The organism is Corallococcus exiguus (assembly GCF_009909105.1).
GTDB classification, from domain to species: domain Bacteria; phylum Myxococcota; class Myxococcia; order Myxococcales; family Myxococcaceae; genus Corallococcus; species Corallococcus exiguus.
In genome coordinates, this window is record NZ_JAAAPK010000011.1 from 1 (window position 1) to 24,261 (window position 24,261).

Annotated in this window: 24 protein-coding genes; 15 read left to right on the forward strand and 9 right to left on the reverse strand. The window is 70.3% G+C overall.

Features of this window, described 5'->3' with window-relative positions:
• The 3 genes from GTZ93_RS43330 to GTZ93_RS32805 all read right to left on the reverse strand — a co-directional run.
• Window positions 1-180 (reverse strand): hypothetical protein (locus GTZ93_RS43330; protein ID WP_222595354.1); only part of this gene is annotated, 180 nt, incomplete at its 3' end.
• Between the two features lie 515 nt (window positions 181-695).
• Entirely contained in the window at window positions 696-980 is a 285-nt protein-coding gene (locus GTZ93_RS32800; protein ID WP_126932750.1) for a hypothetical protein, read from the reverse strand.
• Between the two features lie 44 nt (window positions 981-1,024).
• Entirely contained in the window at window positions 1,025-1,867 is an 843-nt protein-coding gene (locus GTZ93_RS32805) for a class I SAM-dependent methyltransferase (protein ID WP_139924115.1), read from the reverse strand.
• Window positions 1,868-2,075: 208 nt separating this feature from the next.
• Here GTZ93_RS32805 and GTZ93_RS32810 point away from each other — a divergent pair, with 208 nt between their 5' ends.
• Window positions 2,076-3,581 (forward strand): FG-GAP-like repeat-containing protein, encoded by a 1,506-nt coding sequence (locus GTZ93_RS32810; protein WP_161663195.1) that lies wholly within the window; start codon window positions 2,076-2,078, stop codon window positions 3,579-3,581.
• 130 nt (window positions 3,582-3,711) lie between these two features.
• On the opposite strand, the gene GTZ93_RS32815 is transcribed toward GTZ93_RS32810, so the two are convergent.
• The gene (locus tag GTZ93_RS32815) at window positions 3,712-4,047 is read right to left on the reverse strand and encodes a hypothetical protein (RefSeq protein WP_139918121.1); all 336 of its coding nucleotides are present in this window, start codon (window positions 4,045-4,047) and stop codon (window positions 3,712-3,714) included.
• 195 nt (window positions 4,048-4,242) lie between these two features.
• On the opposite strand from GTZ93_RS32815, the gene GTZ93_RS32820 reads away from it, so the two are divergent.
• Complete coding sequence (locus GTZ93_RS32820) at window positions 4,243-5,424, forward strand: bifunctional methionine sulfoxide reductase B/A protein (RefSeq protein WP_139918123.1); 1,182 nt, start codon at window positions 4,243-4,245, stop codon at window positions 5,422-5,424.
• Between the two features lie 16 nt (window positions 5,425-5,440).
• Here the strand turns inward: GTZ93_RS32820 and GTZ93_RS32825 are convergent, their stop codons facing one another.
• The 4 genes from GTZ93_RS32825 to GTZ93_RS32840 all read right to left on the reverse strand — a co-directional run bounded on the left by GTZ93_RS32825 (window position 5,441) and on the right by GTZ93_RS32840 (window position 9,432).
• Window positions 5,441-6,703, reverse strand: coding sequence for a saccharopine dehydrogenase family protein (locus GTZ93_RS32825; protein ID WP_139918125.1), 1,263 nt, complete (start codon window positions 6,701-6,703; stop codon window positions 5,441-5,443).
• An 80-nt stretch (window positions 6,704-6,783) separates the two neighbouring features.
• Window positions 6,784-7,158, reverse strand: coding sequence for a DUF2256 and DUF3253 domain-containing protein (locus tag GTZ93_RS32830; RefSeq protein WP_120598254.1), 375 nt, complete (start codon window positions 7,156-7,158; stop codon window positions 6,784-6,786).
• Between the two features lie 67 nt (window positions 7,159-7,225).
• Window positions 7,226-8,296, reverse strand: coding sequence for a CgeB family protein (locus tag GTZ93_RS32835; protein WP_139918127.1), 1,071 nt, complete (start codon window positions 8,294-8,296; stop codon window positions 7,226-7,228).
• Window positions 8,293-9,432: a CgeB family protein gene (locus tag GTZ93_RS32840; RefSeq protein WP_139918128.1), complete on the reverse strand. Its 1,140-nt coding sequence runs from the start codon at window positions 9,430-9,432 to the stop codon at window positions 8,293-8,295. The genes GTZ93_RS32835 and GTZ93_RS32840 overlap by 4 nt, the downstream gene beginning before the upstream one ends.
• Before the next feature lie 234 nt (window positions 9,433-9,666).
• Here GTZ93_RS32840 and GTZ93_RS32845 point away from each other — a divergent pair, with 234 nt between their 5' ends.
• The 7 genes from GTZ93_RS32845 (at window position 9,667) to GTZ93_RS32875 (ending at window position 14,855) form a co-directional block, all read left to right on the forward strand.
• Window positions 9,667-10,053, forward strand: a complete 387-nt coding sequence (locus tag GTZ93_RS32845) for a BlaI/MecI/CopY family transcriptional regulator (RefSeq protein WP_120598257.1) — start codon at window positions 9,667-9,669, stop codon at window positions 10,051-10,053.
• The gene (locus GTZ93_RS32850) at window positions 10,050-11,870 is read left to right on the forward strand and encodes a M56 family metallopeptidase (protein WP_139918130.1); all 1,821 of its coding nucleotides are present in this window, start codon (window positions 10,050-10,052) and stop codon (window positions 11,868-11,870) included. Before GTZ93_RS32845 ends, GTZ93_RS32850 begins: the two co-directional genes overlap by 4 nt.
• A 91-nt stretch (window positions 11,871-11,961) precedes the next feature.
• Complete coding sequence (locus tag GTZ93_RS32855) at window positions 11,962-12,837, forward strand: 4-hydroxy-3-methylbut-2-enyl diphosphate reductase (protein ID WP_139918132.1); 876 nt, start codon at window positions 11,962-11,964, stop codon at window positions 12,835-12,837.
• Between the two features lie 124 nt (window positions 12,838-12,961).
• On the forward strand, window positions 12,962-13,315 hold the full coding sequence (locus tag GTZ93_RS32860; protein WP_139918134.1) for a hypothetical protein: 354 nt from the start codon (window positions 12,962-12,964) through the stop codon (window positions 13,313-13,315).
• Window positions 13,316-13,399: 84 nt separating this feature from the next.
• Window positions 13,400-13,738, forward strand: coding sequence for an ArsR/SmtB family transcription factor (locus tag GTZ93_RS32865; RefSeq protein WP_126932742.1), 339 nt, complete (start codon window positions 13,400-13,402; stop codon window positions 13,736-13,738).
• Window positions 13,735-14,229, forward strand: a complete 495-nt coding sequence (locus GTZ93_RS32870) for an SRPBCC family protein (protein WP_120578358.1) — start codon at window positions 13,735-13,737, stop codon at window positions 14,227-14,229. Before GTZ93_RS32865 ends, GTZ93_RS32870 begins: the two co-directional genes overlap by 4 nt.
• Window positions 14,230-14,465: 236 nt before the next feature.
• Complete coding sequence (locus tag GTZ93_RS32875; protein ID WP_120578359.1) at window positions 14,466-14,855, forward strand: VOC family protein; 390 nt, start codon at window positions 14,466-14,468, stop codon at window positions 14,853-14,855.
• Window positions 14,856-14,863: 8 nt separating this feature from the next.
• On the opposite strand, the gene GTZ93_RS32880 is transcribed toward GTZ93_RS32875, so the two are convergent.
• Window positions 14,864-15,481, reverse strand: coding sequence for a hypothetical protein (locus GTZ93_RS32880; RefSeq protein ID WP_120598263.1), 618 nt, complete (start codon window positions 15,479-15,481; stop codon window positions 14,864-14,866).
• Between the two features lie 94 nt (window positions 15,482-15,575).
• On the opposite strand from GTZ93_RS32880, the gene GTZ93_RS32885 reads away from it, so the two are divergent.
• From GTZ93_RS32885 to GTZ93_RS32910, 6 genes are all read left to right on the forward strand, one after another.
• Window positions 15,576-16,403 carry a lysophospholipid acyltransferase family protein gene (locus GTZ93_RS32885; protein ID WP_121754317.1) on the forward strand — a complete coding sequence of 276 codons (828 nt, stop codon included), beginning with the start codon at window positions 15,576-15,578 and terminating at the stop codon, window positions 16,401-16,403.
• Window positions 16,400-17,341, forward strand: coding sequence for an SDR family oxidoreductase (locus tag GTZ93_RS32890; RefSeq protein ID WP_139918136.1), 942 nt, complete (start codon window positions 16,400-16,402; stop codon window positions 17,339-17,341). The genes GTZ93_RS32885 and GTZ93_RS32890 overlap by 4 nt, the downstream gene beginning before the upstream one ends.
• Window positions 17,331-18,560: an MFS transporter gene (locus tag GTZ93_RS32895; RefSeq protein WP_139918138.1), complete on the forward strand. Its 1,230-nt coding sequence runs from the start codon at window positions 17,331-17,333 to the stop codon at window positions 18,558-18,560. The genes GTZ93_RS32890 and GTZ93_RS32895 overlap by 11 nt, the downstream gene beginning before the upstream one ends.
• 136 nt (window positions 18,561-18,696) lie before the next feature.
• Window positions 18,697-19,914 (forward strand): endonuclease domain-containing protein, encoded by a 1,218-nt coding sequence (locus tag GTZ93_RS32900; RefSeq protein ID WP_161663196.1) that lies wholly within the window; start codon window positions 18,697-18,699, stop codon window positions 19,912-19,914.
• On the forward strand, window positions 19,895-20,917 hold the full coding sequence (locus tag GTZ93_RS32905; RefSeq protein WP_139918144.1) for a hypothetical protein: 1,023 nt from the start codon (window positions 19,895-19,897) through the stop codon (window positions 20,915-20,917). The genes GTZ93_RS32900 and GTZ93_RS32905 overlap by 20 nt, the downstream gene beginning before the upstream one ends.
• A gap of 26 nt (window positions 20,918-20,943) precedes the next feature.
• Window positions 20,944-24,195: an ATP-binding protein gene (locus GTZ93_RS32910; protein ID WP_139918146.1), complete on the forward strand. Its 3,252-nt coding sequence runs from the start codon at window positions 20,944-20,946 to the stop codon at window positions 24,193-24,195.
• Window positions 24,196-24,261: the final 66 nt, after the last annotated feature.

A 24,261-nucleotide genomic window follows, 5' to 3' on the forward strand; every position in this document is an offset into this window, starting at 1 on the left:
CGGCATGCGGCGCGGGTGGCGGCGCGTCCCGGGCACGTGCTCCTCGTTCAGTCCCTGCAGCGGGCATTCCTGGGAGGCGCCGCCCAACTGCTGCCGCTCATGGGCGGAGAGGCGCTGCGCGAGTGTGCCTTCCGCGCGATGGCGATTCTGAACGAGCGCGACATGCAGGCACTTCAGCATGAGCTGCCAGCGCTGCTGAAGGCTCGCGATGAGCGCGTGCTGAATGCCTTCGCTCCCGTCCCCATGAAGCCTGCGTCCCCCGAGGCCCCATGCGCCCAGGAGGGACTCGTTGGTGCGCCCGTGGCAGCCACTGAGATGGCGGACGCGCCGGAGGTACGCCCTTCTGTCGAGGAGCGGAGCCCCGGTTGCCTTGAACCGGCCTCCGAGGACACCGAGACGCTCGGGGTTGCGCCGTGCCCTCAGGTGCAGGCCCTCTCCGTGGCTCCGGCCAGCGAGCCACTGCTATCTCCAACAGCTCCGGGGCCTACTCCCCCTGAGGTTGATGGAGCGCGCGCCGAGAGAGAGGTAATGGGCTCGGCCTTGGGCAACCTGTCCAGCTGTCGGGCTGATGGGGACGGTTCGTCTCCGGAGAGCGGCCTCCCGCGGATCGACGCTTCAGCTACCGGCCCTTGTGGACCACCCTGCGCGAGCCTTGCTTGCGCGCAGGATGGGTCAACGTGCCTCGGGCCTCCTGATCAGCCGCCGTAGCAGTTCAGGGTCGAGCCGCCACAGTAGCTGGAGCCGGAGTTGCTCCAGGAGCCCGCCGAGTTGGTGCAGATCTGGTTCTGCCGGCGCTCCAGCGTGGGCGTGCAGCAGCCCACCTTGATGGTGCGCGTCTGGCCGGGGATGCAGCCTGCCTGCGCGGACACCTCCTGCGTGTCCTCCTGCAGCGGTGCGCCCTCCTCCGGCGCCTCCACGCCACAGCCCACGGTCCCCAGCAGGCAGCCCACCAGCAACAGTCCCCGCTTCAGCGTCTTCATGTGTCGCTCCCGGTTGTCGTGCTTCACGGCGGCCCGGGACGCTATCAGGGACTTCCGTCTTCACCAGGATGAACGGGATTGCCCGAACCCGGGAGTCGGGCCCACAACACCGTGGCGTTGGGCCGGGCGGGCTCCGGGGTGATGCCCAGCCTCTTGAAGTCCTTCGAGTAGCGCGAGCCCTTCAACACCACCACCCGGCGTGCCACGCGCCGGGCTTGGTCCACCGTCTCGCGCGTCAGCGGCGAGTAGTCCGCGTGGCGGCGCAGCGCTTCGAACGCGGCGGAGGACTTGCGCTCGCGCTCGAACATCGGATCGAAGAGCACCACGTCGAACGCGCCGTCTGGCAGCCCGCGCAGGAACTCCGCCGCGTCCGCGTACACCGCGCTCACCGCGCAGGCGGCCGGGTGGCGCTCGAGCCCCTTGAGCCCGTGCCGCACCAGGAGATACAGCGCCGGACTCTTCTCCAGCGCGATGACGCTTCCGCCCGGCCCCACCAGCCGCGCCGCCACCTGCGCATCCGCGCCCAGGCCCAGCGTGCAGTCCAACACGCGCTCCCCTTCGCGCAGGGCCGCGACGCGCACGAGCTGGTCCTCCATCACGCCCGCGTCCAGCTGCTTCACTCGCAGGTGCGCCAGCCCCGGTGAGAAGCGCAGCGTCCCTTCCGCGTCCACCAGCGACACCGCCGTGGACTCGAAGACAATGAGCGCGTCCGCCATGTCGGTGAGCAGCTTCTTCAGGGGCAGCTTGTGGTGGCGCTCCACATACGGCACGCCCACCGCCTCCGCCGCACTCCGCGCACGCTGTGCGAGCGGTGCGTCCACCCGGTCCGACGTGGTGACCACCAACGGCTGGCGGGAGGAAGTCTGCGTTCCGGGCGGAAGGGACATGGGACGGCACAGCCTACCCCGCGCGCAAGCCGTCCCTCCGGGACATGCGCCTGTCCACCGCCCATCACCCCACCGTCCCCCGGGACGCATGGCCCCACCCGGCGCCCCTTCTTACTTCTTCAACACCACACGGGGATGTCACGGAAACCGTGTTCATACGGCCTTGCCGGTTCAGGGCCGTGAATCGTGAATGAAGAGGGGGATGAACATGAGACACCCACGAATGGCCCATGCGGGAGTGATGCTGTTCAGCGCCGCGGTGCTGATTGCCATGGCGCTGCCGCGGATGGCGGCGACTGCACCCCAGCCGCTGCTGGACGCGCCTCGCGCCTCTCCCACGGGGATGGGGCCTCGCGCCGTGGCGCTGGGCGATTTCGACGAGGACGGGCGTCTGGACGTCATCACGGCCAACCACACCGCGGGCACCGTGTCCGTGTTGCGGAGCCTGGGGGACGGAACGTTCGCGCCCGGCATGGAGCGGCCCACCGGGGCGTTGCCCGGCGCGGTCGCGGTGGGGGACTTCGACGGGGATGGCCACCTGGACGCGGTCACCAGCCACTTCGGAGGCACGGTGTCCGTGCTGCTGGGGCGCGGGGATGGGACGTTCGGCGCGCGGACCGACCACTCCGTGGGCGCGGAGCCCTCGGCCGTGGACGTGGGCGACCTGGACGGCGACGGACGCCTGGACGTGGTGACGGCCAACTCGCTCGACGACTCCGTGTCGGTGCTGTTGAACCGGGGCTCCGGACGGTTCGTGCATCAGAAGGATGTCAACGCCGGCACCAACCCGTTCGCGGTGAAGGTGGCCGACGTCAACCACGACGGGATGGCGGACCTGGTCACCGCGAACTTCGTGGACACGGTGTCGGTGCTGCTCGGCAACGGGGACGGGACGTTCCGGCCGCGCATGGACTTCGCCACGGGCAACGCGCCCTACTCCGTCGCGGTGGTGGACGTGGATGACGACGGGAAGCTGGACGTGGTCACCGCGAACTTCCGGGGCCAGAGCGTGTCCGTGCTGCGCGGCACAGGCGCCGGTACGTTCCCCGTGCGCGTGGATTTCGCCGTGAAGGGCGGGCCGTACTTCGTCGCGGCCGGCGACTTCAACGGCGATGGGATGCCGGATCTCATCACCGCGAACTTCAACGAGGACACCGTGTCCCTGCTGCCCGGCCAGGGCCACGGTTCCTTCGGCGCGCCCACGCGCCTGGCCACCGGCGAGGGCCCCGCGGCGCTCGCGGTGGGCCTGCTCGACGGCGACCTGAAGCCGGACGTCGTCACCGCCAACACCCGGAGCCATGACGTGTCCGTGCTTCGGGCCGCGGCCTCCGCGGACGTGGAGGTGACGCTCACCGCTGTCCCCAGGCCGGGTGTGTCCGTGCCGCGCATCGACTACACGCTTACCGTCACGCAGCACGGGCCGGATCCGCTGAACCGGGCCGTCATCACCGTGGCCCTGCCCCCGGGCCTCCAGGCCAGCACCCGGGACTGCCTCATGGCCGCCGGCACGCTCCAGTGCGAGGTGGGACCGATGGCCGTGGGCGACACCGCCCTCCTGCGGTTCTCCGCGCCGCTGCCTCGCTCCAGCGTGGGCCTGTCCTACCGCATCACCGCCACGCGGACGCTCAGCGTCCCCGAGGACCCCCACTCCGCCAACGATGCCGCGAGCCAGGACTACGTGTCCCTGGGCGGACTCGCGGCGACGTGGTGGTAGCGGTCCAGCCGGAGCGCCTTCCCTGGAGCGCATCAGCCAACGACGTGGCGAGCCTGGACCGCGTGTCCCTGGGCAGGCTCGCCGCGACGTGGTGGTAGCGATCCAGCCGGAGCGCCTTCCCTGGAGCGCTTCAGCGCGGGCGCTTCAGCTTGGACCACATGAGCCCGACGAAGGTGTCGGGGGCGGGCTCCGCGGTCATCAACTCCTCGTCTTCGTGACCGCGCGCGGGTGGCGGCAAGGGCTTGGGGGCCACGGGAAACGGCAGGGGCTCCGAGGTGTTCAAGCCCTGTGCCTGGCGCTCCATCACCTCCGCGAAGGAGCGCTGGGGCGCGTTGCGCTCCGCCACCGGCGCGGCGCCTTCCACGCTCTGGAGGGCCCGGATGCGAAGGATGACGCTGGCGCCTTCCGCGCGCGAGATGCCCGTCACCCGCCCGATTGGACCTCGCGGCCCGCGTTCCCGGCTCATCGGTTCCCTCCCGGTCTTCGCTAGAACCGTAGCGCCTCCGGCCCCCCGCCGGCCACTGCCCGGCCCTCCGGCGAGCCACGGAGAGGCCCGCCCGGCCGGCAGGTCATCGTGGCCCCGCTGTAACCGTTCCCCGGTGTCGCGCGTAAGTTGGAATGGCGCCCTTTCTTCCGACGGCGCCCGGAGGCTTCGCGACCCATGTCGTCCGCCCGTGCAGTGCCGTCTCCCACCCCGCGGCCCGTGGCGCACCGGCTATGGCCCGCCCTGCTGGTGCTGGCCGCCGCCCTGAGCGCGTGCACCGAAGCGCGTGGTGCTCCGCCCGGCGAGAAGCCCGCGGCCACCGCGTACGCCCCGCCACAGGACGGCCGCGCGTACACGAAGCCGTCCGACGCGGAGCTGAAGCGCAACCTGTCCCCCCTCGCCTACCAGGTGACGCAGCACGAGGCCACCGAGCCGCCCTTCCGCAACGCGTACTGGAACAATCACGATGAAGGGCTCTACGTCGACGTGGTCAGCGGCGAGCCGCTGTTCTCCTCGCGCGACAAGTTCGAGTCCGGCACCGGCTGGCCCAGCTTCACCCGCCCCCTGGACAAGGCCCACGTGGTGGAGAAGCGCGACAGCACCCTGGGCATGGAGCGCGTGGAGGTTCGCTCGAAGGACGGCGACTCGCACCTGGGCCACCTCTTCGAGGACGGGCCCAAGCCCACGGGTTTGCGCTACTGCATCAACTCCGCGTCGCTGCGCTTCATCCCCGTGAATGAGCTGGCCGCGAAGGGCTATGGCAAGTGGCTGCCCTCCTTCGGCCGAGCGGCCCCGAGCGAACCCCAGGGCACGCTCGCTCCCGCCGCGGGCGCCGTCGTGCTGGCGAAGGCGACGGCCCCCACGGAGGCCACTCGCGAGACGGCGTACCTGGCGGGCGGGTGCTTCTGGGGCATGGAGGACATCCTCCGGAAGATCCCGGGCGTCATCGACACGGAGGCCGGCTACACGGGCGGCTCGAAGAAGGACGCGACCTACGAGGACGTGCACACCGGGGAGACGGGGCACGCGGAGGCTGTGCGCGTTGTCTTCAACCCGAAGCTGCTGACGTACGAGGCGCTGCTGGAGCAGTGGTTCTTCCGCATGCACGACCCGACGACCCTCAACCGTCAGGGTAATGACGTGGGCTCGCAGTACCGCTCCGCCATCTTCTATCTGTCGGACGACCAGCGCCGGACGGCGGAGGCGGTGAAGGCCCGCGTGGACAAGTCCGGCAAGTGGTCCCGGCCCGTCGTCACGCAAATCACCGCCGCCAGCGAGTGGGTGCCCGCCGAGGGCTACCACCAGGACTACCTGGTGAAGAACCCCGGCGGCTACACCTGCCACTACCTGCGCGACTGAGAGCCCCGCCGCGCCCTCAAGCGGCGCGGTCGTGCACTTCGAACGTCATGCCCGCCTTGCGCAGGCGCTCCACCAGCACCATGCCCATAGCGGACGCGGGGGTGAGGACGCCGCCCCGCTTGGGGATGGTGTCGAAGGCGAGGCACAGCGCGGACTCCGCGAGCATGCGCGCCGTGGCCGCGTAGCCCGGGTCGCCCTTCGACGCGACCTTGCCCTCCACCTTCACGCGCTGGCCGCTCTTGGGCGAGTGGCCCTCGCCCAGGAGCCGCACCTCGAAGAGGCCGCGCTCACGCACGGTGGCGGACGGACCCTCGCCCGGCGCGGGCAGCACGTGCTTCTCCAATAGCTCCCGCGCGGGGTCCACGTTCGACAGGAGCATGAACCCGCCCAGCCCCGCGGTGGTCGCCGCGGCGAGCGCCAGGCCCTTGGGCCCGGGACCGAAGTCGGAGACCTCCGAGTAGAAGAAGTCGCGGCCCCACGGGTAGCCCAAGAGCGCGTTGGAGCGCCGCACGACGCGCGTGTTGACGGAGGCCATCACGAAGGGCGCGGTCCACGTGCCCGTGTCCGGGCTCTTCTTCACCGTGGCCAGGTCGCGCTCCTCCTTCGTGCCTCGGGAGGGCTCCGGATCCAACGCGTGGGCGCTGGTCAGCACCTTCTTGAGGGCAGGCTCCGCCTTCACCGCCGCCAGGGTGTCCATCATGCTGGCGATGGTGCCGCCGCTGAAGCCGCCGCGCATGCGCGTCAGGTGGAAGCGCACCTGGTCGCAGTGGCCGCCGTGCTTCTCACGCATGTAGTCCTGGACCATCAGCGTGCCCAGGTCGGAGGGGATGGAGTCGAAGCCGCAGGTGTGCACGATGCGGGCGCCCGTCTCGCGCGCCCGCGCGTCGTGGGCGTCGATGGTCCCGCGCATGAACTGCACCTCGCCCGTCAGGTCGCAGTAGTCCGTGCCGGCGCGGACGCAGGCGTCGACCAGCTCGTTGCCGTAGCGGGCATAGGGCCCCACGGTGGAGATGATGACGCGCGTGCGCGCCACCATCGCGTCCAGCGAGGCCGCGTCCTTCGCGTCCGCGAGCACCACCGGCAGGTCCGCGAACTCCGGCCGCACCTTCACCAGCTCCGAGCGGACCTGATCCAGCTTCGCCTCGTCACGCCCGGCGATGGCCCACTTCGCGCGGTGCGTCTCCTGATTGCGAGCCAGGTACTCCGCCACCAGGCGGCCGGTGAATCCCGTGGCGCCCCACAGGATGATGTCGAACGCGGGCTTCTTGTCGTGGGCCATGGGGCGGCGCGTAGCCGGACCCTCCATGTGAGCGCAAGCGCGATTCCACGGCCCGTGAACGCCCTGTGCGGGGCACCACATCAGGCGCGCAGGCGCAACCGGATGGGCCCGCGCGCGGTGGAGGGCTCCACCACCCTGCCCCCCTGGACGATGTCCAGCACGCCGCGAGCGACGAGCCTGCGCGCTGCCTCGCGCACGGGCTCCATGCACGCGCGCCAGTCCTCGCCGCCGGACGCGCGGGCGACTTCAGAGGGGCACACGGTGGCGCCGCCTGCCCGCTGGGAGAGCAACTCCAGGATGCGCGCCTCCCACGGGGAATCCCGCGCCTGGGTCCGCTTCCCCCGGCACGCCTCCGAGCAGTACCGCACCTGTTCCCAGTCGCGCGCCCACTTGCGGCGCCAGGTGATGGCGCGGCCGCAGACAGCGCAGGGCTTGGGAGGCGGAGGGGACGTCATGCACTCCCATCGATGCGTCCCGCCACGCCGGGTTTCAACCCCCGCCGACGTCGATGACCGGGATGCGTCAGCCCAGCGCCGCCTCCACCTCCACGGCGCGGTGCGCGTACGTGTGCTCGGCCAGCACGCGCCGGAGCGCGGCCTGTCCCATGCGCCGGGCGTCTTCCGGGGTGAGGCGCTTCACGTGCTCGGCGACCTCTTCACCGGAGCGGGCCACCAGGACCTCGCGGCCGGGCTCCAGGAATTGCTCCACGCCCTCGAAGGCGTCGGTGATGAGGCAGGCTCCCGCGCCCGCGGCCTCGAACACGCGCGGGGACGGTGAGAAGCCGAAGCGCGCCATGCTGTCGCGGTGCAGGTTGAGCACCGCGCGCGCCGAGCTGTTCACCGCGTTGTGGTCCTGCGTGTAGACGTGGCCCAGGCGCCCGACGTTGGAGGGCACGACGCGTTCCTCCCAACCGTTGCCGCCCAGGAGCATGCGCGAGCGGGGCAGCGACTCCGCGACCTTGAAGAAGCAGGCCTCCACGCGCGCCTCTCGGTCCGGCAACCGGTTGCCCAGGAAGGCCAGGTCGCAGGCGAAACGCGACTCAGGCGCCACGGGGTGGTGCGTGTCCGGATCCACCGCGGGGTGGATGGCCACGCAATGCTTCGCGCCCAGCTCGCGGTACGCGTTCACCACCGGCGCGCCGCCGCCGGACGTGAGGATGTGGTCGAAGCGCGGGATGAGCTGACGGAAGAGATGGTGGGCGTCCTTCGCCACGTGCTCCAGCGTGGCGGGCGCGCTCATGTCCCAGAACACCACCTGCGTGCCGGAGCGGCGCAACTCCAGCACGCGCGAATCCAGATACGCGTCGAGGGCGCCCACGCCACTGGCCTTCACCACCACGTCCACGCCGAAGGCGTCGTCCAGGCACTCGTCCACCGAGCCCAGGTTGTTGGAATAGACGACGACGCGTGCCTGGTCCGGCCCCTGGAGGTCGCGGTGCTCCTGCCGGCCGGAGGCATCCGGTTCATAGAAGGTGACCTGGTGTCCGCGCGCGTGCAGGGCGCGCAGCAGGCCCCGGTAGTAGGTGGCAGCGCCGTTCCACCAGGTGGACACGAGGCTGGAACCGAAGAAGGCGAAGCGCAGGCCACGGCTCATGCGAGGACTCTTTCCGAGGACAGCGGGTGAAGGACGTCGCCGGACATCCCCAGCTCCTGACAGAAGACGAGCAGCGCCTCCACCCGGTGCGCGCAGGTGTGCCGCGACAGTACCGTGCGCAGGCCGGCTTCCGCGAAGGCGTGCCGCATCTCCGCGTCCGCGACCAGCGCGGACAGGTGGCGCCGCATCTGCGCCCCGTCCCGGGCGACGAGGTAGTCCTTCCCCGCGGTGAACAGCCCGTCCGAGTCCTCCCACGGAGCGGACACCAGCGGGATTCCGCACGCCAGCGCCTCGAAGGGGCGGATGGTGGGGACGCCGGGCAGCAGCGTGGCGTAGGGCCGCCGGGGGATGTGCACGGTGACGCGCGCCTGGGAGAAGGCCAGGGGCACGCGGTGGTTGGGCAGCCAGCCGGCGTACTCGATGCCGGCGTCGAAGAGGGCTCGCAGGGCGGGGACCGGGTAGCGCACGCCATGCACTCGCGCGGTGAAGCCTCGCTCGTGCACCGGCTCCACGAGGAACTCCTGCAGCTCCTTCGTGCGCTCGTCATCCCCCCAGTTGCCAATCCAGACCAGGTCCCGCACCTCGCGGTTGCGCGGGTGCGGGTGGAACACGCGCACGTCGGCGGCCTCGTGCCAGGTCCACGCCCGCCGCGCCCAGCCCCGCTCCAGGTAGAGGTCCCGGAGCACGTCTCCGGAGGCGAGCACCCCGTCGTACCGGGACAGATCGTAGCCGGCCATCACCTCCGGCGCGCTCACGCTCCGGTGGAAGGTGTCGTGGAAGAGGAGGCGGAAGCGGCCGCCGTCACGGCGGTGCACTCCGATACGGCGCACCAGGTCCGGCGGCGTCCAGGCGTGCACCAGCACCAGGTCCGCGCCATCGAGCACCGCCTCCAGGTCCAGCGTGTCGGGCGCGTACCGCTCCGGACGCACGTGTGGATAGAGGGCGCGGACCTCGTTGAGCGCGGCCACGCCGTGGGGCTCCTCCAAGAGGCACTGGAAGCTCCCCGAGTCCTCGGGTTCGAACACACGCACGGAGTGGCCTCGCGCGACCAGCTCCGTCGCCACCCCGCGCAGGAAGTGGGCGTCACCATGGTTCCAGTCCGACAGCAGGGAATGACAGAAGAGGATGACACGCATCGATGGACGACTCCTCGGGCTCCCCGCCGCGTGGCCATGGCCCGGTCGGGAAAACGGTAAACACCCCGCCGTCCGGTTCACCCCTCCCTGATGGCTTGTCTGGGCGTCAGCCCTCGGGGACGCCCTTTCCCCTCCCTCCAGGGTCCCTTGTTCGCGAAGTACGAAAGGCTTCGTTGACACCTACGAAATCGTTCGTATAACTATGCGTAGGAAGCGGTGAGGAGAGAGGAAGCCATGAGCCGAGGAAAGCTGCCGCGACCCACGGATGCCGAGCTGGCCATCCTGCGGGTGCTGTGGGACGGGGGCACGCGCACGGTGCGCGAGGTCCACGAGACGCTCCAGGACGGGAGCGGCTACACGACCGTCCTGAAGACGATGCAGATCATGACGGAGAAGGGGCTGGTGACGCGCGACGAGTCCCAGCGCGCGCATGTCTACAGCGCCCGGCTCCCCCGGGAGAGCACCCAGCAGCAGCTGGTCACCGATCTGATGGACCGCGTGTTCGGCGGCTCCCCGGCGCGGCTCGCCCTGCAGGCCCTGTCCACGAAGAAGACGTCCCCGGAGGAGCTGGCGGAGCTGCGCCAGCTGCTGGATTCGCTCGAGAAGGAGTCGGAGTCATGAACGGTCTCATCCTGGAAGCGGTGGGTTGGGCGCTCGTGCACCTGGTGTGGCAGGGCGCGCTCGTGGCGGTGGCCCTGGCGCTGGCGCTCCGGTGGGTGGGGCGGCGTTCAGCGAACCTGCGCTACGCGCTGGCGTGCGGCGCGCTGGGCATCATGCTGGCGCTGCCGGTGGCCACCGCGTGGCGGCATGCCTCGCGCGCTGTGGAGTCCCGTCCGGCAGTGAGCACGGCGTCCGTCCCGCGGACCGTGAAGCCCATGGCGGCACCGGTGTCCGTTGCACTGACGCAGCTGCCCGCTCCGCGTCACCTGAAGGAGACCGCGACGCTGCCCCGGCTGGACGGGGTGTTCCAGCAGGTGGGCGAACACCTGCCCTGGCTGGTGCTGGCGTGGGGCCTGGGCGTGGCGGCGTCGTCGCTGCGCCTGCTCAAGGGCTGGATGGGATTGCGCCGGCAGGTGGACGAGGCGGTGCACGCGTCGTGGGAATGGCAGCAGCGGCTGGAAGTGCTGGCGCGGCGGCTGAACCTCACGCGTCCGGTGCGCCTGCTGGTGTCGTCGAAGCTGGATGTGCCGTCCACGCTGGGCTGGCTGAAGCCGGTGGTGCTGGTCCCCACCGCCACGCTGACCGGGCTGGCCGTGCGGGAGCTGGAGCTGGTGCTGGCCCACGAGCTGGCCCACATCCGCCGTCACGACTTCGCGGTGAACATGATTCAGACGCTGGTGGAGACGCTGCTCTTCTACCATCCGGCCGTGTGGTGGATGTCCCAGGTCATCCGCGTGGAGCGCGAGAACTGCTGTGACGACCTGGCGGTGCGGCAGGGCCCCGGCGCCCTCCCCTACGCCCGAGCGCTCACCGCGCTGGAGGCGCTGCGGTTGCAGGGCATGGACGCCAGCGGGCCCGCGCTGTCCGCGCTGGGCGGTTCGCTGAAGGACCGCGTGCGGCGGTTGGTGGTGGCGCCCACGTCGCGCTGCTCGTCGCGCTGGGCGGCGGGGGTGTCCATCGTCACGCTGGCCAGCAGCCTGGCGCTGGCGGTGCCGCTGACGGCGCTCGCCGTGCAGCCCACGAAGCCGCCGGAGGTGAAGGCCCTGGCGTCTCCCGCCGTAAGCGTTACGCCCCGTCCCCACGTCTCCGCGCCCGCGCCGGTCGCGGCTCCGGTCCTCGCGGCGCCCCCTGCTCCGCCACCCGCGCCCGCGCCGGTCGTCGCGCCGGCTCCGAACCCCGCGCCCTCCTCGAAGGAGAAGGCCCGCGCGGCGAAGAAGGATTCCGATGATGCCGACGAGAAGACCCGCGTGGGCGTGGATCCGCTGAGCGTGGACCAGTTGGTCGCGCTGAAGATCGCGGGCGTCACGCCGGAGGTCGTCGACCGCATCACCGCCATGGGCTACGAGCCCACGGTGGACACGCTGGTGGGCTTCCAGCACGCAGGCGTCACGCCGGACTACGCGAAGTCCATGACGGACCGCTTCGGCCGCTCCATCCCCGCCGAGCAGCTGGTGGCCATGAAGCACCTGGGCGTCACGCCGGAGTGGCTGGGTCAGATGGCGGCCCTGGGCTTCGGCAAGGAGGACTCCGACGACCTGCTGTCCGCGAAGGCGCTGGGCATCAACGCCGCGTGGCTCAACGAACTGAAGGCCGCGGGCTTCGGGAAGCTGAGCCTGGATGAAGCCGTGCAGCTCCGTGCGCTGGGCGTCGACTCCAGCTACTTGCGCGAGCTGGAAGGCGCGGGCGTGAAGCCCGCCACCGTGGATGAATTGGTGCGCCTGCGCACCGGCGGCGTGGACGCGGACTTCATCCGCCGCATGCAGAAGTCCCGGAAGTAACCCCTCCCTTCCTCTCCCAAGCGGCCCCACCGCGCGCTCCATCCCGAGCGCGCGGAAGGGCCGCGCCTTGCCGAAAAAAGGAGTCGCCGTCATGACGTCGCGCCTGTCTCCGTGGCTCACCCTGGTCGTGATGCTCCTCACCCTCCCCGTCCTCGCCGCCGAGGCCCAGCGCACCGGCACGTGGGGCGCGTACGTGAAGGAGCAGCAGCTGCAGCTGTCATTGCAGCCCAAGGACCGCCCTGATTCGCACCATGGCTTCTCCGCGCCGCTCGCCGACTTCCAGGGGCTGTCCACGGCGGAAGGAAGCAGCGCCCCCTTCAAGCTGGTGCGTGAAGCGGGCACGTTCGATTTCGAGGGCCGCTTCAAGGACGGTCAGGGCGTGGGCACCTGGCGCTTCACCCCGGACGCAAGCTTCACGAAGAAGCTCGGGGAGCTGGGCATTCCCAAGCCGGACGCGGACGAGCAATTCCTCCTGGCCAGCGTGAACGTCGGCCCGCAGCGCGTCCAGGCGCTCGCGGCGGTGGGCCAGAAAGTCATCACCGTGGATGAGCTGGTCCAGGTGGGCATCTTCAACGTCACCCCGGAATACGTCCGCGCCATGGCGGCCGAGGGCTACCCGAAGCTGACCATCGAGCAACTGGTGAGCTGCCGCATCCACAACGTCACGCCGGAGCGCATCCAGGGCCTCGCGGCGATGGGATTCAAGGGCCTGCCCCTCGACTCACTCCTGGCCATGAGCATCCACGGCGTGACACCGGACTTCGTCCGCGAGATGCGCGGCCTGGGCTTCAAGGACCTGAGCGCGGATGACCTGGTGGCCATGCGCATCCACGGCGTCACGCCCGCGTTCGTGAAGGAGATGCGCGACGCGGGCTACGAGAACGCCACCGCGGAAGACTTCGTCTCCATGCGCATCCACGGCATCGACTCCATCTTCGTCCGCTCCATGTCCAAGAAGCGCAAGTAGCCAGACACGGTGTCGTAGGTTTCCCCTACGTCATCCGGCCTACCCCGCTTGTCATGCGAACGCGGCCATGCCGCAATCCGCCGGTGCAAGGCATTGCCGCCTTGCACCGACCGGAGCGTTGCCCATGCGCAGCATGATTCGAGCGTTGTTCGTGATGAGCCTCACCCTGGGCGTCGTCACCGCCTGTGGCCCCGCCACGGGGGCTGACGAAGCCGGTCTCCCCAGCGGCGAGGGCCAGGTGGAGCAGGAGATCGGCACGGATCCCAACTGCCCCTCCTCGCAGATGCAGTCGATGATCACCTGGCAGGCCGCGTGCAAAACGTCCTGCTCGAACTCCGCCGGGTACGACGAGCCAAACACCACCTACGGTGGCTATGGGTTGCCCGGCACCAAGTACAAGCGCTGCTGTCCCCCGGGCGGCAGCTGTACGACCTGGAAGCTCATCGGCCCGGTCTGCCAAGTCTGCGAACTCAACTAGCCCACAGCCAGGGCCCCGCCCGGCCGGACGCACGGCCGGGCGGGGCCTTGACGTTTGGAGCGCCAGGCCTTAACACTGAACCAAATGGTTCAGTCTCAAGTCGCCCTCGACCGTACGTTCGCGGCGCTGTCAGACCCGACGCGCCGGGCCATCCTCCTGCGACTGGGGGGAGGGACCGGCACGTCCATCGGCAGCCTGTCCGAGCACTTCGAGATGACGCTCACGGGCTTCCAGAAGCACGTGCGCATCCTGGAGGAGGCGGGGCTCGTCACGACGGAGAAGGTCGGACGGGTCCGCCAATGCAAGCTCGGGCCGAAGCGACTGGAGGACGTGGCGAAGTGGATGGCCACCTACCGGACCATGTTGGAGCAGCGCCTGGACAACCTCGAGGACTTCCTCGAGCGCACGAAAGGAACGCCATGACGACCCAAGTCGCGAGTGCATCCCCCAACAAGGCCATCGTCACCCAGACCGCGGAGCGGGAGCTGCGCATCGAACGCATCTTCAACGCGCCCCGCGAGCGGGTGTGGAAGGCGATGACCGACCCCGCGCTCGTCTCCCAGTGGTGGGGCCGGGGCAACAAGGTGGTCGTCGAGCGCATGGACGTCCAGCGCGGCGGCCACTGGCGCTTCGTCGAACACACGCCTGAAGGCACCCACGGCTTCGAGGGCCGCTACCGCGAGGTGAAGCCCATGGAGCGCATCGAGCAGACCTTCGAATGGGACGGCATGCCAGGCCACGTGACGGTGGAGACGATGACGCTGGAGGACCTGGGCGACGGCCGCACCAAGCTCGTCAACATCTCCCTGTTCCACACCGTGGAGGACCTCCAGGGCATGGTCGGCTCCGGCATGGAGCAGGGCCTCAACGAGAGCTACGCGGCGCTGGACAAGCTGCTCGCGCGGCCCAACTGAGGCAGGGCCCCAAAGGCGGGAGGCTCCGGGCCTCCCGCTCCCCCTGGGTCCAGCAGGAGCTCCGGCGGATTCCGCACACGCAAAGGTCCGCTGCCGGATGCTCCGGCGGCGCGGAGTGGTACGCGCCGCACATCCCTCCCACCCTTCAATCCGTCGTACCGTCCACCCGCTTTTCGGTGTATCCCTGGCTCCCCCTCAACGGGCTTCCCCCCTGCCCGGCCCATCAGGAGCGAGCCATGCATCACAGCCGACTCAGCACGTTCGTCATCGACTGCAAGGTCGAGGACTTCGACGCCGCCACACGGTTCTGGAGCGCGGCGCTGGGGCGGGCGGTGAAGCCGGTGGATCCGGACTCGCCCACCTACCGCGAGCTGGAGGCGAAGGACACCGAGCCCATGCTGCTCCTCCAGCAGGTGGAGCACGAGAGCCGCATCCACCTGGACATCGAGTCGGATGACCTGGACGCGGAGCTGGAGCGGCTGGAGGCCCTGGGCGCGAAGCGCGTCGCCTACGTGCAGCGCTGGTGGGTGATGGAGGCCCCCACCGGCCAGCGCTTCTGCATCGTCCGTCCGCAGCGCGGTCCCCTGGCGGGCCGCGCCAACGTGTGGGACGGCGAGGGTCGCTGAAGCGCGCCCTACCCCGGGCCCAGCGCGGCCTGGAGCAGGTCCAAGAGCCCCGGCCACTCCTCCGCGGACAGCCACAGGCCCTCCGGCGCGTGCTCCGCGGTCATCCGCAGGGAGGAGGACTCGAAGAGGCGGGCCGCCAGCGCGCCCTCCTTCGGCAGCGCCCCCTCCACCCGGAGCACCTGTCCGTCCCAGGCCAGTCCCGGCGGCAACAGCTTGCGCGCCAGGGCCTGGAGCGCGGCCTTCCCGGCCCCCGTGCGCAGCGCGCCCATCAGCAGCGATGACGCGCCGGGGGACTCCTCCAGCTCCACCCGGCCGGGCGTGGCCAGCCACAGCGTGTAGCGCCCCCCGGCCAGCTCCACGCGCTGGGGGGTGGTCTCCACCCGCAGCTTCCAGCCCCGCACGTCCAGGCGCAGGTCGTACACGGACGGAGTGATGTCCCAGGAGCGCAGGGTGAGCCCCTTCACGCGGCCCAGCACGCCCCGCGACAGCGCCTCCACCCGCGCGTGCGACAGGCGCACCCGCCGGCCGCTCACGTCCACCGCCACCTGGTTGGACAGCCCCGCCGGCAGGGCCCTGGCCCACGCGACCACCCCGTCCAGCATCTCCGTCCACGGCTGCCCCGCCATCTCGCGTCACTCCCTGGGGGCCCGGCCGGGGCACCCGTCGGGTGCACAATGGGGGACGCGGGCCCCCCGTGCAAAGCATCCGCGCGGTGCTACGGTGCGCCCCGTGCCCCAGAGCGAGTCCCTGTCAGAGCGGGTGGAGCGGTTGGAGCTGCCCTTCAACGAATACGGTGTCGACCCCTACGGCATCTCCAAGAAGCACCTGAAGCTGGCGCTGGAGTTCTTCGCCTTCCTCTACCGGAACTACTTCCGGGTGCGTTGCACCGGCGTGCAGCACATCCCCAAGAAGGGCCGCGGCATGCTGGTGGGCAACCACTCCGGCGGCGTCGCGGTGGACGGGATGATGGTGCTCACCTCCACGATGCTGGAGATGGACCCGCCCCGGCTCGCGCAGGGCATGGTGGAGCGCTTCATCCACAAGTTCCCCGTGGCCTCGCTGTGGGCCAGCCGCACCGGCCAGTTCACCGGCCTGCCCGAGCACGCCGTGCGCCTCCTGGAGGACGACCGGCTCCTCATGATTTTCCCGGAGGGCGCCCGCGGCACCGCGAAGCTCTACCCGGACCGCTACTCGCTGGTGGACTTCGGCACCGGGTTCATCCGGTTGGCGCTCCAGACGCGCTCGCCCATCATCCCCTTCGCCTTCCTGGGCGGCGGCGCGGCCATCCCCACGGTCACCAACGCGTACGCGCTGGGCAAGCTCTTGGGCGTCCCGTACGTGCCGCTGACGCCGTACCTGCTGCCGCTGCCCCTGCCCATTGGCCTGGAAATCCATTACGGCGAGCCGCTCGTCTTCGAAGGCACGGGCGACGAAGAGGACCACGTCATCCAGGGCTATGTGGACCAGGTGAAGGCGAGCATCCAGCGGCTCATCGAAGACAACCGCGCCGAGCGCAACCTGCGCCGGGCCCGGAGGCTGTTGCCATGAGGGTGTTGATTGCGGGCATCTCCGGCGGCATCGCGCGGAGGCTGGCGCTCAAGCTGCGCGACAGCGGCCATGAAGTCGCGGGCATCGACATCCGCCCGTGGAGGGACGCGCCCAAGGGCATCGAGGTCCACCCGGTGGACATCCGCAAGCGCGCCGCCGAGGACCTCTTCCGGCGCTGGAAGCCGGAGGCCGTGATTCACATGGCCACGGTGACGGCGTTCACCGTGCAGGGCCACGAGCGCGGCCGCATCAACCTGGACGGCACCAAGGCGCTGTTCGACCACTGCGCGGCGCACGGCGTGAAGCAGGTGCTCTTCGTGGGGCGCCACACGTTCTACGGCGCGGCGCCGGACTCGCCGCTGTACCACTCCGAGGACGAGCCCCCGCGCGCGCTGGAGGCCATCCCGGAGCTGGCGGACCTGGTGGCCGCGGACCTGTACGCGGCGACGGCGCTGTGGCGCATGCCGGACGTCACCACCGCGGTGCTGCGGCTTGTCTACACGCTGGGCACGCCGGGCACGGGCACGCTCGCGAACCTGCTGCGCGGCAAGCGCGTGCCCATGGTGCTGGGCTACGACCCGCTCTTCCACGTGCTCCAGGAGGAGGACGTGGTGACGGCGCTGCAGTTGGCGCTGGAGAAGCAGGTGCGCGGCATCTTCAACGTGGCGGGGCCCGCGCCGGTGCCGCTATCGGTCATCATCAAGGGCACGGGCCGCACGCCGGTGCCGCTGCCGTCGCCGCTGTTCTCCGTGCTGATGGGGCGCGCGGGCTTCCCCCGGCTGTCCGTGGGGGCCACGGACCACCTGCGCTACCCCATCGTGGTGGACAACAAGCGCTTCCTGGAGGCCACGGGCTTTCAGGCCACCTACGACGAGGGCCGCATCCTGCGCGCCTACGCGGACGCGCTGCCGGTGGACCGGGCGGGCAATGGTGGCTGACAGCGTGGGTGCCTCGTCCGCCGCCACGCCGGGCCTGCTGCGCCGGGTGGAGGCGGTGGTGTTCTTCACCGTGTTCCTGGACCTGGTGGGCTTCGGCATCGTCATCCCGATGCTGCCCTTCTACGTGCAGTCCATGGGCGGCTCGGCGCGCACGGTGGGCATCCTGCTGGGGTGTTTCAGCTTCACGCAGCTGCTCGCCACGCCGCTGCTCGGTCGCTATTCGGACCGGCACGGGCGGCGGGCGGTCATCCTGCTGAGCCTGTTGGCGAACGCGGTGGCCATGGCGCTGTTCGCGCTGGCCAGCCACGAGCTGATGCTGCCGCTGCTGTTCGCGTCGCGCATCCTGGCGGGGGCGACGTCCGGCAACATCGCCGCGTGTCAGGCGGCGCTCGCGGACGTGACGACGAAGGAGACGCGCGCCCGGGCCATGGGCCGCATTGGCGCGGGCATTGGCCTGGGCATGGTGCTGGGGCCTACGCTGGGCGGCCTGTTCTCCGGCCTGGGCCCGTGGGTGCCGCCGCTGCTCGCCGGAGGCCTGGCGCTGGTGGGCTTCGTGGCCGCGTTCTTCGCGATGCCGGAGACGCACCCGGTGGAGAAGCGCGTGGCGGCGAAATCCCAGACGCGCTGGTCGGCGTTGCAGGACCCGTCCCGGCGCAAGGCATTGGGGCTGGTGCTGGGTTTGTTCTTCGCGGTGTTCCTGGCCATGACCACGCTCCAGGTGGCGTTCGCGCTGCTGGTGCAGGCGCGGCTGGGCTGGGGCTCCAAGGAGGTGGGCTACACCTTCGCGGTGGTGGGTGGCCTGGGCATGGTCATCCAGGGCGGGCTGATTGGTCCGCTGTCTCGCGCGGCGGGTGAGTTCCGGCTGCTCATCTGCGGAGCGCTCCTGCTCGCGGGCGGGATGGCGGGGCTCGCGGTGTCGTGGCAGGCGATTCCGATGATGCTCTCCGTGGTGCTGGTGGGCGTGGGGATGGGCTTCCTGCAGCCGTTGATTTCAAGCCAGGCCTCCCAGGTCGCCCCGCCGTCGCAGCAGGGCGCCGTGCTGGGTCTGGCGCAGTCGTGCGGTGGACTGGCCCGCACGGTAGGTCCGGTGGCGAGCGGCTGGATGTATGCGTCATGGAGCACCCAGGCCCCCTTCCTGACGGGCATGGTTTCAGCGCTCGCGGCGGCCGGATTGGGACTGCTTCTCCATCGGGAAACCGGCGACGACGCAGGGCGGTAAAGCCTTTCAGACCCACCCGGGTCTCTTCCTTCCCGGAATGCCATACCTCCTTTGGGGGGCTTGTCTTCACCCAACCCGTGGGAGCAGTCTTTTGCTCACGAGGGGCGGTGAAGCCATCACTCCCGGGGGGTAGTGCTTGCCATTGGCGGGTGAAGTCGCGCTGCTGGATGCATTGGACCGCCAGGCCCGGCGCCGGGCGGAAGGCATCGCGACCCTGAGCGTGTTGGAGGGACCGGAGGCCCTGGGAGGGACCCTCTGGAGCCAGTGGGCCGCGAGGCACGGGCTGACGGTGGTGGAGGTCTCCGGGGAGGACCCGCACGAGGCGGCGCTGGGCTGGGCCCGGGCGCTGGCGGCGACCCGGGACCTGGGGGCGGACGCGGAGGCGCTGGCGACGTTCAGCCTGACGGCGGCGAATCCCAGACACACGCCGCGGTTCCAGGGAAAGACAGCACATGAGCGGCGCGTGCTGCTGGAGGCGCTGCCGCCGCCCTCGATGCTGGCGGACGCCACGTGGGCGCTGTGCCGGGAGCTGGTGATTGGCCGTGAGGCGGTGGAGCCCGGAGCGCTCCCGAATGCCGTGCGCACGGCGCTCGCGAGGAACCTGGGCGCGGGGCTGCGTGCGGTGCACGCGCTCGTGCCGCCCGGGAAGGCGCCGGCGGTACGAATGGCGGTGGGGGAGGCGCCATCGTACCGCGGGCTCCAGGTGGCGGGGGTGTTGAGCAGCGCGGTGCCGGCGCTCGCGGTGGCGTGCGTGGTGTCCAGCGAGGCGCTGGGGGCGTTCCTGGCGGGCGGGGAGACGCGGCTGAAGGCGCTGGTGCGCGAGGGCGTGCTGGAGGTGCCGGCGGAGCCCTCGGAGACCGCGAGCGCGGTGGCGACGCTCCGGAAGCTGGAGCGCACGGGCGCGCCCGAGAAGCAGCGGGTGAGCGCCGCCGAGGTGGCGCTGGCGGTGCTGACGGGCGCGGGCGCCGCGGGCGCGGACCGGGCGCGGAGCAAGGCGGAGGCGTACCTGCGCGACCGGCTGGAGGAGCACCGGAGCACGGCGGGCCTCTTCGAGCTCAACACCCGGCTGCACCCCGAGGACAAGCGCAGCTGGGAGGTGGACCTGCTGTGCCGCTCGCTGCGCATCGCGGTGGAGATCGACGGTTACCACCACTTCCAGGATCCAGAGCGGTTCCGCCGCGACCGGCGCAAGGACCTGGACCTGCAGCGCGAGGGCTACTGGGTGTACCGGCTGCTCGCGACGGACGTGCTGTCCCAGCTGGAACACATCCTCCACACCCTCGACACGTTGATTGAAGCCCGCGGGCGCGAGCCTGGCGGGCGGGAGCCACGACATGGACACCGACACTCCTGACACCCGGCTTCAGGGCCTGGCATTGGCCTGGTTGGCGACGCGCTCGGAGAAGAAGGCCGGCACGCGCAACGAGCTGACGAAGACGCTGCACGCGTTCGTGGAGCACCGCTGGAGCCGGGGCGAATGGACCGGCCGGTTCGACGCGCTGCTGACGGAGCTGCTGGAGGACAAGCTCGTGGAGGCCCGGGGCCGTTCGGGGCTGGCGTTGACGGGGGCGGGCCGTCAGCGGGCGTTGAAGTTCCTGCGGGTGGATTCCCCCAAGGGGCTCACGTGGAAGCGCGTGAAGCAGCAGCACCTGCTGGCGAAGGGGCTGGGCCTGCCGGGTTCCAAGTCCGCGCTGGGGCGCTTATCGGACGCGGACGGCGTGCGGGCGCTGGTGCTCAAGCGGGCGCACAGGCTGGAGGGGCCGGAGACGCCGACGCTGGCGCAGGTGCGTGACCAGCTGTTGTGGCGGCAGCTGGGCGTGGAGACGGACGAGGCGTTCTCGCTGCGCGCGGTGCAGGCGCACCTGTTGGGCAAGCTGCTGGGCCAGGAGGTCCGCGACCCGAAGCGCGGCTTGGAGCAACTGGCCGCCCGCGCGGTGGGAGCGCCGCGAGTGGACGCGGAGGTGGTGCGGATGGCGGCGATGCGGGAGTGGGTGCTGGCGGAGGCGGACAAGGTTTCCGCGCCCAAGCCGAAGCTCGTGGAGTCGGCCGTGAAGGTTGCCCCCAAGACGCCGCCCACGGACACGGTGTCTTTCGCCCGGCGGGTGCTGGACGCGGCGGGAGCCGTGCCCCCTACGGGCCGCTTCGGTGACAACAAGGTCTTCATCTCCCACGTGTGGAAGGCGCTGCAGCCGGAGTGGGCGGACCGCCCTGCGTTCAACGAGGCGCTGCTCGCGGCCAACCGCGCGCATCAGCTGTCCCTGGGCCGGGCGGACCTGCTGGCGGCCATGAACCCCCGGGACATCACTGAATCCGAAGTGCGTGCCGCCGGCGCCAGCTTCCACTTCGTCGTCCTCTAAGCGGAACCCGTTCTCAGGAGCCCCCCATGTCCAATGACGCCCGTCTGAAAGCGTTCCTGTCCGATGGCCCCGAGATCTTCAACAGCGTCCAGCAGGGGCAGACGCTGTGGAAGCGGGATCCGTTCGACGTGCCCTCCATCAATGCGCCCGCGCGCGCGGCGTTCGAGCGGCTCGTGAAGCGCGCCACCGCGCAGACGCCGCCGGAGGACGGGAGGATCCTCCTCTTGAAGGGGGACTCCGGAAGCGGCAAGACGCACCTGGTGCGCGCCTTCCGCAACAGCGTGCATGAGAGCGGCAAGGGCTACGTCGGCTATCTGCCCATGACCGTCGATGTGACGCACTACGACCGTTACATCCTGTCGGAAGTCATCGACTCGCTGGAGAAGCCGTACGACCACGGACACGTCGAGGACACGGGGCTGATGCTGTTGTCCGAGGCCGTGCTGAAGCGTTGCACGAACATCTTCGCGGCCCACATCCCGGACGAGGACGTGCTGGACGACGAGGAGTTGCACGGCAACATCCGCGCGGTCGCGGACGACCTGCACGCGGACCCTGCGTTCCGCAACATCGACGTCAACCTCCTGCGCGCCCTGCTCTGCCTCCAGCGCCGCGAGGCCCGCTTCCACCACCGCATCGTCCAGTGGCTGCGCTGCGAGGAGATGTCACCGGAGGACCGGGCCATCATCGGAAACCTGGTGCCTCGCAACACCGAGGAGTCCCCCAGCCGGATGCTCATCCAGTTGGGTCAGCTCATGGGCATCTTCGGCAAGGCGATGGTCCTCTGCGTCGACCAGGTGGAGGACATGCTCGACTTCGAGAAGAAGCCCCAGATGGAGCCCTCCTTCCGCCGCGCGATGAGCACGCTGGTGGCGCTGGCGGCCCAGGTGCCCTCGGCCATCGTGGTGGTCTGCTGCCTCTCCGACTTCTGGGTCGCGACGCGTTCGCACCTCAACCGCGCGATGCTCGACCGCATCGAGCGCAACCCCGAACCCGTGGACCTGGAGATCAACGTCACCGCGCAGACGGGGCGCGACATCGCGGCCCGCCGGTTGAAGTCCCTGTACGAACAGCAGGGCATCGCCTTCAACCCGGCCCAGCCCACCTACCCCATTCCGGCCCAGGGCTTCGAACTGCTGAGCGGACAGCGGACGCGAGACATCCTGAACGCCTGCCACCGCTACCGGGAACAGGCCATCCAGGACGGCAAGCTGCCAGCGGCGTTCCCCCTGCCGGAGAAGAAGCAGCAGACGCCCACGACGGGAGTCACCGTCTCCCCCAAGGAGCCTCCGGCGCCGGACCTGGACCAGGCCTGGACGGACTTCAAGGCCAACTTCAAGACAAGGGTGCCGGAAGGAGACGCGGACATTACCGCGTTGCTCGCCTGGGGCATCAAGGCGAGCGCGGAGGAACTGGGCGACCCGAACCGCTTCAAGGTGAAGGCCCGCGATGAAGGGGACTCGCTCGACGTCACGGCCCAGCCCGGCGACGCACAACTGCATGTCGCGCTCTGCAACAACACGCCCAAGGGAGGCTCCCTGGGCAAGCAGATGACCCAGGCCATCAGGACCGCGGCCAGGAAGCTGCCCGTGCTGGTGCGCACCACGGAGTTCCCCGGCAGCCTGGGCACGATGGTGGCGGAGCAGACCGCCGTGCTCCAGCGCAAGGGCGGTCGGCGCGCGGTGGTGGCCCCCAGCGACCTGCGGGAGCTGCTCGCGTTGCAGGCCTTCCGCAAGCAGCAGGTGGAGTCCGTGTTCCTCGGGTGGAGCCGCGTGGCCCGCCCGGTGACACGGCTCCAAGGCATCACGGACCTGCTGGCGCTAGAGAAGCACGCTCCCGCCGCTGTCACGCCTCCCGCGCCCCTGGTGGCCAGGCCCGGCGCCGTGAATGAATCCGTCGTGTCCGACGGCGAGTCCGAGTGGGAGGTGACGCCGGCCAGCCAGATTCTGCCGGTCAAGCCGGACAGGGCCCCCGAGCCCACCAGCAAGTCGAAGAAGGACGACGGTCCCAAGGGCCAGATGCGCGTGGGTATCTCCGAAGGCGTCTTCTCCAACACCGTCTACATCCAGCCGGATGAACTGAAGCAGCACAGCGCCTTCCTCGGAGGGCCCGGCAGCGGCAAGACGACGCTCGCGCTGAACCTGGTCGAGCAGCTGTTGATTCAAGGCATCCCCGCCATCCTCGTGGACCGCAAGGGCGACCTCGCCGCCTACGCGAACGACACAGCATGGGAGGAGGCATTGGACGACCCGATGATGGTCGAGCGCCGCAAGCTGCTGCGGGAGCGCGTGGACGTAGCGCTCTACACGCCGGGCCGCTCGGACGGACGCCCGCTGTCGATTCCGGTGGTGCCCCGAGGGCTCGACAAGCTCTCGCCCGAGGAGCGCGACCAGATCCTCCAACAGGCCGCGGACGCCCTCTCCACCATGCTGGAGTACAAGAGTGGTGCCCGGGACAGGGCCGCGAAGGCCCTGCTGGCCCTGGCGCTGCGGCTGCTGGTGCAGCGTCCGTCCGGCAAGGAGATCACCCTGGACCTCATCCAGCGCTTCGTCGCCGCGCAGGACATGGCGCTCGTCCAGGAGGCGCATGGGCTGGATGACAAGGTCTTCACCAAGCTGGCGCAGGACCTGGCGACGCTGCGACTCAACGCGCAGACCCTGCTCTCCAACAACGGCGAGAAGCTCGACATGAACGAGCTGCTGGGCCTGGGCACCGCGAGGGTGCCGGGCAAGACGCGGCTCACCATCATCAGCACCAAGTTCCTGGGCGGACTGCACAGTTCGCTGTTCTGGGTGTCACAGTTGCTGGTGGAGGCCAATCGCTGGGCCAGCCAGAACCCCTCCCCGAAGCTCCAGGCCGTGCTGCTCTTCGACGAGGCGGACATCTACCTGCCCGCCATGAGCGTCCCCGCCACGAAGCAGCCCATGGAGAACCTGCTCCGGCGGGCGCGTTCGGCCGGCGTCGGCGTGATGCTCGCGACGCAGAGCCCGGGCGACCTGGACTACAAGTGCCGCGACAACGTGCGCGCCTGGTTCGCGGGCCGCGTGAAGGAAGAGGTGGCGCTCAAGAAGCTCAAGCCGATGTTCTCGGAAGCGCGCGTGGACCCCTCGGTGCGGCTGCCTCCACAGAAGACCGGCCAGTTCCACGTCCTGCGTGAGGGCCAGGTGGAACAGCTCAAGGCGGACCGGAACATCATCAAGACGGAGCAGCTGTCGGAGGAGGAGATCCTCCAACTGGCGCACCGCTCCGGTGAGCAAGGCATCCGCCACGCGGGGTGAGCCCGGCCTGCGACGCCCGCGAGCAGGACACCTGACGTCCGCCTCACAGGCTCCCCTTCTCCGTGG